The following is a 15,571-nucleotide window of genomic DNA, read 5'->3' as shown; positions in this document are numbered from 1 at the left end:
GCTCAGCCGGAGAGGCCCGTGAGCAGGGCGCGCAGACCGAACCGGAACCCGGCCAGGGCCTCGGCCGCGTCGGCGGCGTCCTCACGGTCCTCGTGCCGGACCTGGTGGGCGACAGCGCCCAGGCAGTAGGCGTTCAGCGCGTCGCAGGCCCGCGGCACGTCGTCCTCGGAGAGCCCCGCCTCGGTGAGGGCGGTGTGGAGCAGCGCTCGCGTGTCCTCCTCACCCACGGTGTGCGGGGCGCGGTGCATGAGCAGTGACAGCGCCCCGGAGTAGGTGAGCAGCCGTTCCCGGTAGGCCTCGGCCCAGAGGGTGAGGCGCCGGTCCCAGGGGAGGCCGTCCGCCCCGGCGACCTCGACGGGGTTGGTGCCGGTCGCCTCCTCACCCTCCGCGCCGTCGGCGTCCCCGGGCGGCCCCTGGCCCTCCGTCAGCCCGCTGACCACCCGCGCCGTGGTGACGTACGCGGCGATCGCGTTGAACAGCTGTTCCTTGCCCTTGGGGAAGTGGTGGTAGATCGCCATCGCCTCCACGTCCAGGGCGTCGCCCAGACGGCGCATGGACAGCCCGCCCAGGCCCCGGCCGGCGATGATGTGGAGCGCCTCGACGATGATGCGCTCGCGGCTCAGTCCCGCGTAGTTCCTGCTCACTCTGGTGCCTTTCGGGGGACGTGGGGGTCGACGGAGTCAAGCTGGCAGGTCGGCCACCGCGACGCCACCACCGACGCACGGTCCGGCTCGCCCGATGATCTTCGTCACCCATAGAGTTGCCTCGACACGGCTGACGGTACTCCCCACGGAGAGCGGACATGGGACTTGGCAAGCAGGACAGGACGAAGGCGCGCGAGGACCTCGCCCACGACCAGGAGCGGGCCGAGCGGCTCCCCGAGCTCCTGAGGTCGGTGGCCGAGGCGGAGCGCGCCCTGGACGCGGCGCGTGAGCAGGACGCCCCGGTCGAGGAGGTCCACGACCGCGGCGTGCGGTTCGACACCGCCCTCACCGAGGCCATGCGCGCCGCCTACGCGCAGGAGCGCGTGCTGGTCGGGGTCAGGGGCTACACGGACCGCATCCGGCGCCGCAAGCGCCTGGCCCGGCCCGAGATCAAGCAGGCCACGCAGGTCGCGGAGCATCTGCTCACGGTCCGGGAGGCGCACCGGCTGCACGGTATCCAGTGGGTGCCCCGGCCGGTCGCCTGACCCGGAGTCGGCGCCGGCGGCCCCACGGCTCACCCCCGTGGGGCCGCCTCGTTCGGGCCCCGACCTCCCAGGACCGGGGAGGATCTGACCCAGGGTGACCAGTGGGACGAACTGTGCGCGGAGCGTGACCCAGCGAGGTTGGTGGAGGGTCGCGAGTGGGCATAGGTTGGACGAACGCCCGGTCCGTGCCGGGTGAGTGGTCGGCGATTCACGTGGGGAGCGCATCAGGACATGGCGGATTTCATCCGCATTGATCCAACGTCGAAGGTTCCGCCCTACGAACAGATCAGAGCTCTCGTCGCGATCGCGGCGGCCAACGGTGAACTTCCCGTCGGCTACCGGCTGCCCACCGTCCGTGCGCTGGCCGGTGAGCTCTCCGTCGCGGTGAACACCGTCGCCCGCGCCTACCGGGAACTCGAACAGGCCGGGGTCGTGGAGACCCGGGGCCGCTCGGGGACCTTCGTGGCCGCCGCCGGGGACGACCAGCGCGCCGAGGCCCTGGCCGCCGCAAGGGTCTACGCCGAGGTCATCACCCGGGTCGGGCTGGAGCGCGAGGAGGCCGTCGAGATCCTGCGCGCCGCCCTGGAGGGGGCACCGGGCGTCAGTCACTGACGACGCACGGGGGACCCGTGGGGTTCCCTCCTCCGCGTGTGGTGACCGCAATCGGACCGAACCCCTCCGGAACCCCCTGAACTGGGGCGTTCAGCGATACTGTCGTGGTGCGCCGCCCTCCCCCGGCGGCGGTGAACGACAACCCCCAAGGAGGCGCCCGATGAGCAGGAGATCCGGCGGCGGACGGTCATCATCAGGCGGACGTTCGGGCGGAGGCCGCTCCGGCGGTGGCCGTTCGGGCGGAGGCCGCTCCGGAGGGAGCCGTTCCGGAGGCGGCAGCTCGCGCGGAGGCGCCTCGCGCCGCGGTGGCGGCTTCAACTCGCGCGGCAGCGGTGGAGGGGCCGGCCGCTCCGGTGGCGGCTTCAACTCCGGTGGTGCCGCGCGCCCCGGCGGCGGGTTCCAGTCGCGTTCGGGCTCCCCGCGATCCCGAAGGTCCTCGCGTGCCTCGCGGCCGAGCCGACACACCCACGTCGTGGGCTCCGCGCACAGCGACCGTCCCCGGAACCGCTGGCACTACGGCCGGAACCGCCACTACTACAGCGACGGCCCCGGGTTCGCTCCACGAGGTGGAGGCCTGGGCGCTGTGCTGGGATGCCTGGGAGCCGTCGTCGGCCTCCTGGTCGTCCTCGTGGTGGTCATCGCGCTGCTGATCTGACCCCGCCCCGCGACCACGTGACCCCCGGCAGAACCCCCGAATCCCCCGAGAAGGAAACGAGCAGTACCGTGTCCCACCCCCCGATCCTCACCCGTGCCCTGTCCCTGACCGCAGCCCTGGCCGTTCCCCTGGCGCTGACCGCCTGTTCGGGGAACCGGGCCGAGATCGACGCCGCGTGCGCCGAGATCCAGAGCAACATCTCCGCCGTCGAACTGGCGGCCGAGAGCATCGGGGCCGACGTCCTCGTCGACGGGATCCCGTTCCAGGACGAGCACTACGCGGTGCTGGACACCCACGTGCTGGACGTCGAACGCCTGGAGAACGCGGCTCGCGGAGACCTCCGGGAGGACGCCACCGAGCGCGCCGACGCCGTCAACGCCGTCCTGGAGGAACTGGACTTCGGCGACGCCCCGGGCAACGGACTGGCCGACGCCCTGGACTGGACCGCCGAGACGCACGACATGATCCTCGCGGCCTGCGGTTTCTAGGCGCGGCCGCACCACGGAGCCGAGACACGGAGACGGGGGCCGGGACCGGAGCGGTCCGCCCCCGTCCCACGCGCCCGATCGGACGCCCTCGAACGCGTGAGGCGTTCCCAGCCGGGCGGCGTGCTCAGCGACGCAGGCCCAGGACCGCGACCAGGTAGAAGGCGATCAGGCCCGCCCACACCATGAAGACGGAGACGGCGCTCCCGACGAGCGCCGCGACGATGCCCGTGACGGGGATGCTGACTCCCAGGCACACCAGCGCCAGGACCATGCGCACCGTGTTGGAGGAGACGCCGACACGGGCGTCGTCGGCTCCGGCCCGGCGCGCCACGTGGTACCTGACGCGCTCCTCGATGGTGTCGTCCACACGCTCGACCAGGGAGGCCGCGACCGCCTCGTCGTACTCGGGGCCCAGCTCACGGCTGGCGCGCAGCGCGGCGGCGATCTCGTCCTGGTGGCGCCGGGGGTTGTCGGTCATCCGCCCATCGTCCCACCGGGCGGGTACGCCGACCGCTCCCGTCCCCGGATACCAGGGGAAGTTCGGGGTTGTCCCTGAGCCCGCACGCCGAAGGGGCCGTTCTCCCGAGGGGGGAACGGCCCCGTGTGTCACCGAGGTGCGGTCAGCTGGCGAAGTCCAGCAGCTGCTGGGCCCGGCTCGGGTGGCGCAGCTTGGACAGCGACTGCTTCTCCAGCTGCCGGATGCGCTCACGCGTGAGCCCCAGGTGCTTGCCGATCTCGTCGAGGGTGCGCGGCCTGCCGTCCATCAGGCCGAAGCGCAGCGACATGATCGTCGCCTCGCGCGGCTCCAGGTCCGACAGGGCGTTGCGCAGCTGGTCGGCCATGAGCTGGCGGTCGACCACCTCGGAGGCCTCCGAGGCGTCCACGTCCTCGATGAGGTCACCGATGCGGGTCTCGCCGTCCTCACCGATGGTGGAGTCGAGGCTGATCGGCTGGCGGGTGACCCGCAGCAGCTCCTCGATCTGGGCCGGGGTCTTGTCCAGCTCCAGGCCCAGCTCCTCGGGGGTGGGCTCGCGGCCCAGCGCCTGGTGCATGTCGCGCTCCAGGCGGCTCACCTTGCTGAGCAGCTCCAGGACGTGCACGGGCAGGCGGATGGTGCGGGCGGAGTCCGCGAACCCGCGCTGGATGGCCTGGCGGATCCACCACATGGCGTAGGTGGAGAACTTGAAGCCCTTGGTGTAGTCGAACTTCTCCACGGCGCGGATGAGGCCGAGGTTGCCCTCCTGCACCACGTCCAGCAGGGACATGCCGCGGTCGCTGTACTTCTTGGCCACGGAGACGACCAGGCGGAGGTTGGCCTCCAGCATGTGGGACTTGGCCTTGCGGCCGTCCTCGGCCACCCACTCCAGCTCGTCGCGCTCGGCGTCGGCCATGGGCACGGACGCGTCGACCTCGCCGTGCAGTCCGAGCCGGTACTCGGCGTAGAGTCCGGCCTCGACCCGCTTGGCCAGGTCCACCTCCTGCTCGGCGGTGAGCAGCTGACGCCGCCCGATCGCCTTGAGGTAGGTGTGGACCGAGTCGCCCATGGCGGGTGACTGGTCGTCGAGGTCGGCCTCGCCGGTCTCCGGGTCGGTGGTGTTCTGGTTGGTCTCGGTCTTCTTGGTGCGCCGCGTGGTGCGGGCCTTCCTCCGGGTGGAGGGGCCCTTGCGCGAGGCGGCCTTGCCGGTCGCGGCCTTGGGTGCCTCGTCGGTGTCGGGTACCGTCGCGATGAGAGTGTTTTCCAGCACGTCGTCCTCGGCGTCAGGGTCGGCCACCATCGCGGAGTCCTCGCCCCCGTTGGCGAGCCGGACCCCGTTCTCGGTGAGTTCACGCAGGATGGAGCGGCCGTCACTGGAGGTGACTCCGGCCGCGGAGAAAGCGGTACGTAGTTCTGAGAGGGACAGGTGTCCCTGGGCGCGCCCCTGGGTGATCAGGTCGGTCAGAGCCTCGTGGGCGGCACGGCCCTCGGTCGGAGCGTTGCCGTCGGGGACTTCGGCCTCGGGGCCGGAAGCGTCTAGGGCAGTGCTCGTCATGTGGGCACCTCCCTCCCTTCCAGGACGTGTGGCACGCGGCGGAGGGTTCCCGCCGACTGGTCGCGCCAATATGTCCAACGTGTCGGCGAGTCAAATGTTCCCTGTCTCGATTGGATATCGAACAGGGTGGTATGGATCACTGTCCCATGAGTGGCGGAGGACCGACCCATGCGGGTAATGGCGCCCGCTCGGTCCGAGTGCGAGAACCGCCGCGCGACAGGCGTTCCGGGCGCGGGGGAGGACGCAGGGGAGCGGACGTTGGGGTCGATGGCTGCCGCCAACCGCGGACCTCCTTGGAAGAGGGGCCGAAGAGACCGGATACTCAGGTAGACGCCAGGGAGCTTTCGGAAGTTCCCCGCCAACCGGACAACGTCTCCCGGGCCAGGGTCCCACGTGTACGGACCACACCGGTAAACGCGCCCTCGGCCCCCGGTGGGGCGGTGTTCCGGCTCCGACCAGCGGGGGCGGGAGGAATCCGCGCACCGGGTGATCCGGGGCGGCGGATCGGGTGGGGGACGGCCCTCGACCGGTCAGGGGGCGGGGCGGCGCAGGGTGACGAGGTCGGGCTTGCCGGAGGCGAGCATCGGCAGCGCGGAGCGCAGGTCCAGCTCCCGGGGGGCGGCGTAGGAGGGCAGCCGCTCCCGGACCCATCCCCGCAGCTGTTCCAGCGTGGGCGGGTCGTCGGGGTCGGCGGGCACCACGACGGCGCTCACCCGCTCGCCCCACTCGGGGTCCGGGCGGCCCACGACCACCGACTCCGCGATCTCGGGGCGGGCGGCCAGGATGGCGTTCACCTGGCCGGGCACCACCTTGTGACCGCCGGTGTTGACCACCTCGTCCATGCGGCCCAACACGTGCAGACGTCCCCCGGCGTCCAGGCTCCCCAGGTCGTTGGTACGCAGCCACGGGGCCCCGGCGTCGTCGCGGGCCATCCCGGCCCCGTCCCGGGCCATCCCGGCCCCGTCCCGGGCCCACCCCCGCTCCTCCGAACCCGGCGGCATCCGGTACCCGGTGAGCAGGGTCGGCCCGCCCAGCACGATCCGGCCGGGTTCACCGGGCTCGGCGCCGGAGATCCGGACCTCGACCCCGTCCAGCGGCACGCCGTCGTACACGCACCCGCCGCACGTCTCGCTCATGCCGTAGGTGGTCACCACCCGACCGCCCGCGGCGCGGGCCGCGTCCAGGAGGGAGGGCTCGGCCGCCGCGCCGCCGAGCAGGATCGTGCCGAACGCCGACAGGTCGGCCCCGGCCGCCAGCAGTCGACGCAGCTGGGTGGGGACCAGCGACACGTGCGGACGCAGTTCGCGCGCCAGCTCCGCGACCGCGTCGGTGTCGAACGGGGCGTGCACCACCTCGCCCCCGGTGACCAGGGCGCGGATCATCACCTGGATGCCGGAGATGTGCCCGGCGGGGAGCACGCACAGCCAGCGGTCGCCCGGTGCGGCGCCGATCCGGGCGACGGAGGCGCGGGCCGAGGCGCGCAGGGCGGTCGCGGACAGCTCCACGCCCTTGGGCTCACCCGTCGAACCCGAGGTGGTGACCACCAGCGCCGCGTCCGGGCCCACGGGGGTGCCGTCGGGCAGGTCGGCCACGCCGTCGGGGGTGCGCAGCGACGAGGGCCGCATGGCGGTCAGCAGCGCCTCGGCACGCGGAGCGGGGGTGCCGTCGGGGATGGGCAGCAGCGCGGGTCCGGTCCCGTCCAACGCCCGCGCGAGCAGCTCGTGCATGTGGGCGGGGGTCAGACCGCGTACCGCCTGGAGGACGCGTTCGTCCTCGCGGCCGGGGACCTGGGACCGGGGTTCGCTTGCTTGTGCCACGGTGCTCCAGCGTACGCCCGACCGGGAGAGGGGGCGTCCGGCGGGGCCGGGCGCCGGGTGCGTGCCTGCCCGTCCCGGCTCGCCTGGCACAATGCGTAGGGTTGACGTCTGGGCGCGACGGCCACCCCGGCCGCGCCCACACCGTCCCCATCCCCGTGAGGAGAAGCAGAAGCCGTGAGCAGCGTGATCGACTGGCAGCGGTCGGGCGAGTATTCCGACATCATCTACGAGACCGCGGAGGGCATCGCCAAGATCACGATCAACCGCCCCGAGCGGCACAACGCGTTCCGCCCCCAGACGCTCTTCGAGCTCCAGACGGCGTTCGGCATCGCCCGGGACGACTCCAGCGTCGGCGTGATCATCTTCACCGGCGCCGGTGACCAGGCGTTCTGCTCCGGCGGCGACCAGAAGATCCGTGGCGACGACGGCTACATCGGCGACGACGCCGTGGCCCAGCAGGGCATCGGCCGCCTCAACGTGCTCGACCTCCAGGTGCAGATCCGCCGCCTGCCCAAGCCCGTGATCTGCATGGTCGCCGGGTGGTCCATCGGCGGCGGCAACGTCCTCCAGGTCTGCTGCGACCTCACCATCGCCGCCGACAACGCCAAGTTCGGCCAGACCGGCCCCAAGGTCGGCTCCTTCGACGGCGGCTACGGCGCCTGGCTGCTCGCGGAGACCGTCGGTCTGAAGAAGGCCCGCGAGATCTGGTACCTGTGCCGCCAGTACAGCGCCCAGGAGGCGCTGGACATGGGCATGGTCAACACCGTCGTGCCGCTGGCGGACCTGGAGAAGGAGACCGTCTCCTGGGCCCGCGAGATGCTGGACAAGTCCCCGCTGGCGCTGCGCATGCTCAAGGGCGCCATCAACGCCGTGAGCGACGGCGCCGCCGGGATGCAGCAGTTCGCCGGTGACGCCACGATGCTCTACTACATGAGCGAAGAGGCCCAGGAGGGTCGGGACGCCTTCAAGGAGAAGCGCCGTCCGGAGTTCGACAAGTTCCCGCGTCGCCCGTGACCGGCGCCTCGGAGCCTGCCCCGGCGGTGACCGCCGCCGGGGGGCGGGCCTTCGCCATCGGCCTGCGCAACCGCTTCCGGGGCATCACGGTCCGTGAGGGAATGCTGGTGCGCGGCCCCGCCGGGTGGGGCGAGTTCTCGCCCTTCGCGGAGTACGGGCCGCGCGAGGCCTCCCGCTGGTGGGCCGCCTGCCATGAGGCGGCCCACCGCGGCTGGCCGGAGCCCGTGCGCGACCGGGTCGCCGTCAACGTGACCGTGCCCGCCGTGGACCCCGAACGCGCCGCCGCGATCGTTTCGGCGGGCGGTTGCGCCACGGCCAAGGTCAAGGTCGCGGAGAAGGGCCAGGACTGGCGCGAGGACGTGGCCAGGGTCGAGGCGGTCCGCTCCGCGATCGGCCCCACCGGCCGGGTGCGGGTGGACGCCAACGGTGCCTGGGACGTGGACACCGCCGTGCGGATGACCCGCGAGCTGGACCGGTTCGACCTGGAGTACGTGGAGCAGCCCTCCGCGACCCTGGACGAGCTGGCGGCCGTCCGCCGCCGGGTCGACGTGCCGGTGGCCGCCGACGAGTCCGTCCGCCGTGCGGAGGACCCGCTTCGCGTGCGCGCCTCCGAGGCGGCGGACATCGTCGTCCTCAAGGTGCAGCCCCTAGGCGGCGTCCGCGCCGCGCTGAGGGTGGCGGAGGCCTGTGGGCTTCCGGTGGTGGTGTCCAGCGCCGTGGAGACGTCGGTGGGCCTGGCCGCGGGGGTGGCCCTGGCCGCCTGCCTGCCCGAGCTCCCCTACGCCTGCGGGCTGGCGACCATGCAGATGCTGAACGCCGACGTCACCGCCGAGCCGCTGCTGCCCGTGGACGGGTTCCTCCCGGTCCGTCCGGCCGTGGTGGACGAGGCGGCGCTGGCGGCGGTCGAGATCGATCCGGGTGCCTGGCGCGCACGGGCCGAGGCCGCCGAGGCGGCGGGACGGACCCCCTCCGACCCGTCCTGACCACCGACGGGGCGCGGTGACCGGTGTCCCGGGTGACGTGCGTCCGACGCCTGTGGGCAGGAGATCACAGCCGGTTTCGCTCGCCCTTCGGAACCGAACGGGGTTCACTGGAAGGTCCGGGCCCGTTCGACCGGGTCGCACCGCACGGGGATACTGGTACATACCTTGACGAACGAAAGACTCTGATGAATCCGTCTACCGCCCTGGCTCGGGTCCTCGTCGACGAACTGGCCCGCTGCGGGATGGTCGAGGCCGTCGTCGCTCCCGGATCGCGCTCGACGCCCTTGGCGCTGGCCCTGGTCGCCCACCCCGGCATCCGGGTCCACGTGCGTGTGGACGAGCGTTCGGCCTCCTTCCTCGCCCTCGGCCTGGCCCGCGCGTCACGCCGCCCGGTGGCGGTGGTGTGCACCTCCGGCACCGCGGCAGCCAACTTCCACCCGGCGGTGCTGGAGGCGGACGAGAGCGGGGTCCCGCTGCTCGTGCTCACCGCGGACCGGCCCCCGGAGCTGCGCGGCACCGGCGCCAACCAGACGGTGGACCAGATCGGCCTGTACGGCGGTGCCGTGCGCATGTTCGCGGAGGTCGGCACCCCCGACCCGGCCCCGGGCATGGTGGCCTACTGGCGCTCCCTGTCCTGTCGGGCCTGGGCGTCGGCGACCGGAGGCCGCCCCGGCCCCGTCCACCTCAACGTGGCCTTCCGCGACCCGCTCACCCCGGACGAGCCCTCCGCCGCCCCGACCTGGACGGCGCCCCTGGACGGCCGCCCGGACGGCCGCCCGTGGATCTCGCGTCCCGGCCCGTTCACCGAACCCGCGCCGCTGGTCCTGCCGGACGTGGAGCGCGGCGTGATCGTGTGCGGGGACGGCGACTACGACCCCGTTCCCTTCCTGGCCCTGTCCGAGGTGACCGGCTGGCCCCTGCTGGCCGAACCCACCTCCAACGCGCGCCGGGCGGGCGCGGTCTCCACCTACCGGCAGCTGCTGGCCTCGCCGGGGTTCTCCGAGGAGCACACCCCCGAGCTGGTCGTGAGCGTGGGGCGGCCCAACCTGTCCCGCCAGGTCCTGGCGTTCCTGCGCCGCGCCGACCGCCACGTGGTGGTCACGGCCGGATCGCTGGGCGACCCGGCGGCGAGCCTGGCCGACGACTTCTCCGACCCCGCGCGCACCGCCACCGACGTGGTCGCGGCCGTGGCCCCGCCCGCCGGCCTGGACTGGGCGCACCCGCGCCGCACCGAATGGTCGCGCTCGTGGGAGCGCGCCGAGGCGGTCGCCCGCGAGGCCGTCGACGGGGTGCTGGACGCGGAGGAGACCCTGTCCGAGCCGCGCCTGGCCCGCGACCTCGTCTCGCAGCTGTCCGCGGGTTCGCTGCTGTTCGCCGGTGCGAGCATGCCCATCCGGGATCTCGACGCCACCATGGGCGCCCGCTGCGGGGTGCGCCTGGTCGGCAACCGTGGTGTGAGCGGGATCGACGGGACGGTGTCCACGGCGATCGGCGCGGCCCTGGCCCACCAGAAGGAGGGCGAGGGCCAGGCCTACGCCCTGCTGGGCGACCTCGCGATGCTGCACGACCAGAACGGCCTGATCATCGGCCCGGGCGAGCCCCGCCCCGACCTCGTGGTCATCGTCGTCAACAACGACGGCGGCGGCATCTTCTCGGGCCTGGAACAGGCGGGCCACCCCGACTTCGAGCGGGTGTTCGGCACCCCGCACGGCGTCTCCATGGAGCGGGTGGCGGCCGTGGCGGACCTGCCGTACACCCGGGTGGAGTGGGCCACCGACCTGCCCAAGGCCCTCCTCGGAGAGGGTCTGCGGATGGTGGAGGTCCGCACGACCAGAGCGGGCAGCGCGGCCCTGCGGCGTCGTATCCAGGACGCCGTGGACCACGCACTCGGCGCCCTGTCCTAGCGGGAGCGGCGCGCGAAGGGGGAGGCACGGAGCACCGTGCCTCCCCCTCCGTGTGACGGGTCAGCGGTCCAGGATGTTCGTCAGGTCGAACTCCAACTTCAGCGGAACGGAGGTCCTGAGGGACTTCCGGTGGATGGTCGGCCTGCCGTAGTCGCCCGACGGGCTGGCGGGGTCCTTCTCGTACTCGTAGACCACCGCGTCGTTCCCGTCCTGCTCGACGCGCCAGTAGAAGCGCACACCGGCCCGCGCGTAGAGCTCGGGCTTGCGTTCACGGTCCCGTACCTCCGACTCCTTGGAGACCACCTCGACCGCCAGCTCCACCGCCTCCGGCGGGAACCAGGTCTGTTCCAGTTTCTGGAACGCGTCCGTACGGACCAGCATCAGGTCCGGCTCCGGCCGCTGCCGTTCGGAGAGTCTGATGGTGAACTCCCTCGCGACCCGCAGCCCCGCGGACACGTTGACCTTGAGTGCGTCTCCGAGGAGTTCGAGGACGAGCATGTGGAACAGCTTCTGGGGGCTCACCAGTACCAGGTTTCCGTCGATGAGTTCGGTGTGCGGCGGAAGATCCGGGATACGGTCGAGGTCGTCAGCGGTGAAGCCGTCCTGCGGCGGCATGGGGAGGACCACGGTGTCCTCGAACTCTGGCGCTTGTTGCTCGGCCACTGTCGGAGCGGACATGTGACTGCCTTCGGTCGTCGGATCGTTCTTGTCGCTCACCGTAGCCATCCCCGCTGTCCCTGGTGTCGCTTTTCGCGATTGTTCCTACCCAGAGCATGCACCAGAACCCGGGGTCGCCGGTCGACCACGGGTCCGAGGACACGCCCGAGTCCCCCCGGGGGGCGGTGTCGAGGTCGGCGCGCGTCGTGACGGGTTCCGCGGGGTTCGACGGTCATACTGTCGGGACCGTCACGAGGGAGGGCGCGATGCGCGACGTGGTCTATTCGATGGGTGTGTCGTTGGACGGCTACATCGTCGGGCCGGACGGCTCCTTCGACTGGTCGGTACCGGACGAGGAGGTCTTCGCCCTCGCCACCGACGAGGTGCGCCGGGTCGGCGTCTACCTGCTGGGACGACGCCTCTACGAGACGATGGCCTACTGGGAGACCGTCGACCAGAACCCGGCACACGACCACTCGACGGTCGAGTTCGCCGAGATCTGGCGGGCGCTCCCGAAGGTGGTGTTCTCCTCCACGCTGTCCGAGGTACGGGGCAACACCCGTCTGGCGTCCGTCGGTCCGGCGGAGGAGATCGCACGGCTGAGGGCCGGTCCGGGGGAGGGCGACATCGCCGTCGGCGGCGCGACCCTGGCAGCCCAGGTGGCCGATCTGGGCCTGATCGACGAGTTCCGGCTCCGGGTGTACCCGGTGCTGGTGGGCGGCGGCATCCCGTTCTTTCCCCGGGGCGAGCGCCGGAGGGATCTCCGGCTCGTCGAGTCCCGCACCGTCGGTGGGGGGATCGTCTACCTCCGCTACCGCGTGGCACGCTGACCGCGTGAGCGGAGGGACCGACGCCCCGCCGGATCGGTCCGGCGGGGCGCCCGTGCCTAGCCGCGCTCGAAGTGGCGGCGGCGTTCGAGGTCGGTGACGGTGGCGGAGAAGGCCGCGAGTTCGGCGCGGCCCGCCGCCGCCTGGTTGCGCACCACCTCAGGGCCGAAGCAGGACCGGGCGATCTCGCTGTCCTCCCAGGCCAGGACGGCCTCCTCCAGGGAGGCGGGCAGGCGGGCGGCGCCGCTGGCTGAGGCGTCCCCCCGCGTGGGTTCGGGCAGGGGCAGTGCCTGGTCGATCCCGTACAGGCCCGCCGCGACGATGCCCGCCACGGTCAGGTGGGGGTTGGCGTCCCCGCCCGGCACCCGGAACTCGATCCGCGCGGACTCGCCCGATCCGATCACCCGCACCGGGCAGGTGCGGTTGTCCAGACCCCAGGTGACGGTGTTCGGCGCGTAGGCCTGCGGTGACAGGCGCTTGTACGAGTTGACGTTGGGCGCGTACAGCAGGGCGAAGTCGCGGGCGCAGGCCAGCTGCCCGGCCACGAAGTGCTCCATGTGCTTGGACATCCCGTACCGGCCCGCGCCGTCGTCGGCGAAGACCGGGTGACCGGTCCCGTCGCGCAGCGACAGGTGCACGTGGCAGGAGTTGCCCTCGCCGCCGTCGTACTTGGCCATGAAGGTCAGCGCGACCCCGGCCTGCGTCGCCAGCGCCCGGGCCCCCGCCTTGTACACGACGTGGTTGTCGCAGGTGCGCAGGGCGTCGTCGTAGCGGAAGACGATCTCGTACTGGCCGGGGTGGCACTCGCCCCGGGCCGACTCCACGGTCATCCCGGTGCGCTCCATGGCGGTGCGGATGCGCCGCATGAGCGGGTCGATCTCGGTGACCTCGGGCACCGCGTAGTCGGAGTTGAACCGGGTGGCGGTGGTCAGGTTCCGGTAGTCGGCCTCGAAGGCCTCCTGGTAGGAGTCGCGGAACACCAGGAACTCCAGCTCCGTCCCGGCCAGGGCGTGCCAGCCGCGCTCGGAGAGGCGGTCCAGCTGGGTGCGCAGCACCTGCCGGGGCGCCACCGGAACCGGGGTGCCCTCGGCGTCGCGGGCGTCCCCGAGGACCAGGGCCGTGCCCGGGTCCCAGGGCAGGTAGCGCAGGGTGCCGGGGTCGGGCAGCACGGAGAGGTCGCCGAGCCCTCCGTCCCAGGGGTCGACGGCGTAGCCGGGGCGCGCCTCCATCTCGACGTCCGTGGCGAGCAGGTACTGGCAGGCGTCGAAGCCGGTCTCCAGGGTCCGGGAGAGGAAGTCCCGGGGGTTGATCCGGCTGCCCTGCACCCGGCCCTGGAGGTCGGGCAGGGCCACGATCACGTCGGTGATCGCGCCCGACTCCACGTCGGCGCGCAGGCGGTCGAGGGGCACCGGGAAGGGCGGCGGCGGTGGGGAGGGCGGCAGGGTCTCGGTCAGGGGCGGCAGTCCGCCGCCGACGAGCGGGTTCACCGGGCCTCCCCGGTGCTGGTCCCGGGGGCTCGGTACAGCGGGTTGGGAACGGGCGGCGCGTCCAGGTGGAACTCCGCGTCGCGTTCGGCCCGGTCGTGGTAGCCGTCGCCCAGCAGGCGCTCCCGGTTCAGGCACACGCGCTCGTACTCGGGCGCGAGCAGGTCGAACATCGCGAAGCGCGCGGCCAGCTCGGGGAACTCCTCCTGGTAGCGGGTGACCTCCGCGCGCACCAGGTCCCAGAACCGCTCCTCCGGCACGTCCAGGTGCTCCTGGACCAGTGGCGCGAGGTAGCGGAAGTGGCCGACGAACAGGGACTTCGCGACCGAGGAGGTGAGCTCCCGGGCGTCGAAGCGCATGAGCACGCCCAGGGTCTCCCCGGGCAGGTCCGCGTACTCGGGCAGGTCGGTGTCCAGGAGCTTCATGTCGTCCACGAAGTCCTTGACCGCGAGCCGGACCGGGCGGTCGTGCCCGTCGTGGACCACGATCGCGTTCTCCCCGTGCGGGTTGAAGGCCAGCCCGTACCGGTAGAGCAGGTGCAGGATCGGCGGCAGGAGGGCCGCGAAGAGCGCGCGCAGCCACTCCTCGGCTCCCAGGCCGGAGCGCTCCACGAGTTCGGTGACGAGGGCCCGCCCCTCGCCGTCCACGTGCAACAGCGCGGCCAGGGTACGGGCGCGCTCACCCGGGTCGAGCCGTTCGGTGACCGGTTCGCGCCACAGGGCGCCCAACAGCTGGCGGTGCCGGTAGGGGGCGTCGGGGATCTCCTCCAGCACGGGGTGGCGCACGGCCACCGCCGCGACCTCGCCGGGCAGCACCACGCGGCAGCGCTCGGAGAGGAAGGGGTCGCGGTCGCGCAGGGCGTGCACCCACCCGGTGCTGGCGGGCGCGGCCCGGCACAGCTCGGTGGGGATGCCCCGGTAGACCATCGTGTTGAGGATGGCCAGCGACAGCTTGACGTTGAGCCGGTCGGGACGGCCCAGGTTGGTGAAGGTGCGGATGGACTGCTGCGGCAGGTAGTCGTCGTCCGCCTCACCCAGCGGCACGACGAGGCGGTGGGCGATCTCGGCGGCGAACAGCGGCACGACCACCTCGTCCCACTGCCAGGGGTGGACCGGAAGCCACACGAACTCCGTCGCGGCGGACCCGGAGCCCCGCAGGGCCCGCTCCAGGCGGTCGGTGAACGCGGAGGTCAGCTCGGGCCCCAGCTCACGCGCGCGCAGGGCCTCCTGGTCCAGGCCCGGGACACCGTGGTGCTCGGCCAGGGAGCGGTGCACGGCGATCCAGGGCATCCGCGCGGGCCGCCGGGCCTCGGGAGGGAACAGGGCGCGGTCCCGAGCGGAGAAGCCGACCCGGCCCTTGTTGGCGAAGATCCACGGGTGTCCGGTCTGGTGCCCCTCCAGTTCGGCGTGGGGGAGCTCGGCCAGCGCGGCGCTGGTGGTGCGGGAGGAGGCCAGGCGGGCGTCCCCGCTGAGGGTGGCGGTGAGCTCCCCGACGGTGAACGCCTCCACGGCCGGGTCGACGATCCCGGCCGCGCCGAGGTCGCGCAGGAGGGTGAAGGGCCCTGCGGCGGTCCGTGTGCCGTCGGCGGCCTCGCGCTCGGCGGTGCCGGGACGGACCCGCCAGCCGTCCATGGTGGTGCGCCGCCCCTCGAACACGTAGGCGGCGCCGGGGTGCACGCGGGCCCGCCACCGAGCAGGGCCCTCGGGTTCGGGGCGCAGGGCGTACTCGAAGCAGAGTTCCGCGAGCATCTTGGCGGCCAGGCGGTCGCTGGCGCGGTCCCAGTGTTCGGCGGTGAGCTCAGGGGGGACCGGAAGCGGGTCCGGGGAGGCGGCCGGGTCCCGGGGCCGGGCCGGAGCCTGGGCACGGGTCGGGTTCTGGGTGGGCATAGGCGGGTTCTCCGGGCTGGTGGTG

15 protein-coding genes are annotated in these 15,571 nt (G+C 72.8%); 8 read left to right on the top strand and 7 right to left on the bottom strand.

Annotated features, from left to right (window positions below):
- Window positions 1-2 precede the first annotated feature (2 nt).
- Complete coding sequence (locus AC0VYM_RS18060; RefSeq protein WP_475453669.1) at window positions 3-644, bottom strand: TetR/AcrR family transcriptional regulator; 642 nt, start codon at window positions 642-644, stop codon at window positions 3-5.
- Window positions 645-802: 158 nt separating this feature from the next.
- On the opposite strand from AC0VYM_RS18060, the gene AC0VYM_RS18055 reads away from it, so the two are divergent.
- The 4 genes from AC0VYM_RS18055 (at window position 803) to AC0VYM_RS18040 (ending at window position 2,944) form a co-directional block, all read left to right on the top strand.
- Window positions 803-1,189 carry a hypothetical protein gene (locus AC0VYM_RS18055; RefSeq protein WP_475453667.1) on the top strand — a complete coding sequence of 129 codons (387 nt, stop codon included), beginning with the start codon at window positions 803-805 and terminating at the stop codon, window positions 1,187-1,189.
- A gap of 231 nt (window positions 1,190-1,420) precedes the next feature.
- Window positions 1,421-1,801 (top strand): GntR family transcriptional regulator, encoded by a 381-nt coding sequence (locus tag AC0VYM_RS18050; protein ID WP_475453665.1) that lies wholly within the window; start codon window positions 1,421-1,423, stop codon window positions 1,799-1,801.
- A gap of 472 nt (window positions 1,802-2,273) precedes the next feature.
- Entirely contained in the window at window positions 2,274-2,456 is a 183-nt protein-coding gene (locus AC0VYM_RS18045) for a hypothetical protein (RefSeq protein ID WP_475453663.1), read from the top strand.
- Between the two features lie 68 nt (window positions 2,457-2,524).
- The gene (locus AC0VYM_RS18040) at window positions 2,525-2,944 is read left to right on the top strand and encodes a hypothetical protein (protein WP_475453661.1); all 420 of its coding nucleotides are present in this window, start codon (window positions 2,525-2,527) and stop codon (window positions 2,942-2,944) included.
- A 124-nt stretch (window positions 2,945-3,068) separates the two neighbouring features.
- Here AC0VYM_RS18040 and AC0VYM_RS18035 read toward each other — a convergent pair whose 3' ends face one another.
- The 3 genes from AC0VYM_RS18035 to AC0VYM_RS18025 all read right to left on the bottom strand — a co-directional run bounded on the left by AC0VYM_RS18035 (window position 3,069) and on the right by AC0VYM_RS18025 (window position 6,701).
- Window positions 3,069-3,422 (bottom strand): hypothetical protein, encoded by a 354-nt coding sequence (locus tag AC0VYM_RS18035; RefSeq protein ID WP_475453659.1) that lies wholly within the window; start codon window positions 3,420-3,422, stop codon window positions 3,069-3,071.
- 142 nt (window positions 3,423-3,564) lie between these two features.
- The gene (locus AC0VYM_RS18030; RefSeq protein ID WP_475453657.1) at window positions 3,565-4,974 is read right to left on the bottom strand and encodes an RNA polymerase sigma factor; all 1,410 of its coding nucleotides are present in this window, start codon (window positions 4,972-4,974) and stop codon (window positions 3,565-3,567) included.
- A 530-nt stretch (window positions 4,975-5,504) separates the two neighbouring features.
- Window positions 5,505-6,701, bottom strand: a complete 1,197-nt coding sequence (locus tag AC0VYM_RS18025) for an AMP-binding protein (RefSeq protein WP_475463098.1) — start codon at window positions 6,699-6,701, stop codon at window positions 5,505-5,507.
- Between the two features lie 264 nt (window positions 6,702-6,965).
- On the opposite strand from AC0VYM_RS18025, the gene menB reads away from it, so the two are divergent.
- From menB to menD, 3 genes are all read left to right on the top strand, one after another.
- Window positions 6,966-7,805, top strand: a complete 840-nt coding sequence (gene menB, locus AC0VYM_RS18020; protein ID WP_475453655.1) for a 1,4-dihydroxy-2-naphthoyl-CoA synthase — start codon at window positions 6,966-6,968, stop codon at window positions 7,803-7,805.
- Window positions 7,802-8,788: an o-succinylbenzoate synthase gene (locus tag AC0VYM_RS18015; RefSeq protein WP_475453653.1), complete on the top strand. Its 987-nt coding sequence runs from the start codon at window positions 7,802-7,804 to the stop codon at window positions 8,786-8,788. The genes menB and AC0VYM_RS18015 overlap by 4 nt, the downstream gene beginning before the upstream one ends.
- Window positions 8,789-8,973: 185 nt before the next feature.
- Window positions 8,974-10,692 carry a 2-succinyl-5-enolpyruvyl-6-hydroxy-3-cyclohexene-1-carboxylic-acid synthase gene (menD, locus tag AC0VYM_RS18010; RefSeq protein WP_475453651.1) on the top strand — a complete coding sequence of 573 codons (1,719 nt, stop codon included), beginning with the start codon at window positions 8,974-8,976 and terminating at the stop codon, window positions 10,690-10,692.
- A 60-nt stretch (window positions 10,693-10,752) separates the two neighbouring features.
- Here menD and AC0VYM_RS18005 read toward each other — a convergent pair whose 3' ends face one another.
- Complete coding sequence (locus AC0VYM_RS18005) at window positions 10,753-11,370, bottom strand: Uma2 family endonuclease (protein ID WP_049579036.1); 618 nt, start codon at window positions 11,368-11,370, stop codon at window positions 10,753-10,755.
- A gap of 245 nt (window positions 11,371-11,615) precedes the next feature.
- Between AC0VYM_RS18005 and AC0VYM_RS18000 the strand changes: the two genes are divergently transcribed.
- Window positions 11,616-12,179 carry a dihydrofolate reductase family protein gene (locus AC0VYM_RS18000; RefSeq protein ID WP_475453649.1) on the top strand — a complete coding sequence of 188 codons (564 nt, stop codon included), beginning with the start codon at window positions 11,616-11,618 and terminating at the stop codon, window positions 12,177-12,179.
- 56 nt (window positions 12,180-12,235) lie between these two features.
- Here the strand turns inward: AC0VYM_RS18000 and AC0VYM_RS17995 are convergent, their stop codons facing one another.
- Window positions 12,236-13,663: a glutamine synthetase family protein gene (locus AC0VYM_RS17995; protein ID WP_475453647.1), complete on the bottom strand. Its 1,428-nt coding sequence runs from the start codon at window positions 13,661-13,663 to the stop codon at window positions 12,236-12,238.
- The gene (locus AC0VYM_RS17990; RefSeq protein ID WP_475453645.1) at window positions 13,660-15,546 is read right to left on the bottom strand and encodes an IucA/IucC family protein; all 1,887 of its coding nucleotides are present in this window, start codon (window positions 15,544-15,546) and stop codon (window positions 13,660-13,662) included. Before AC0VYM_RS17990 ends, AC0VYM_RS17995 begins: the two co-directional genes overlap by 4 nt.
- Between the last annotated feature and the right edge of the window lie 25 nt (window positions 15,547-15,571).

The organism is Nocardiopsis sp. iso_237, from assembly GCF_056173345.1.
This window is presented reverse-complemented; position numbering and strand designations above follow the sequence as displayed.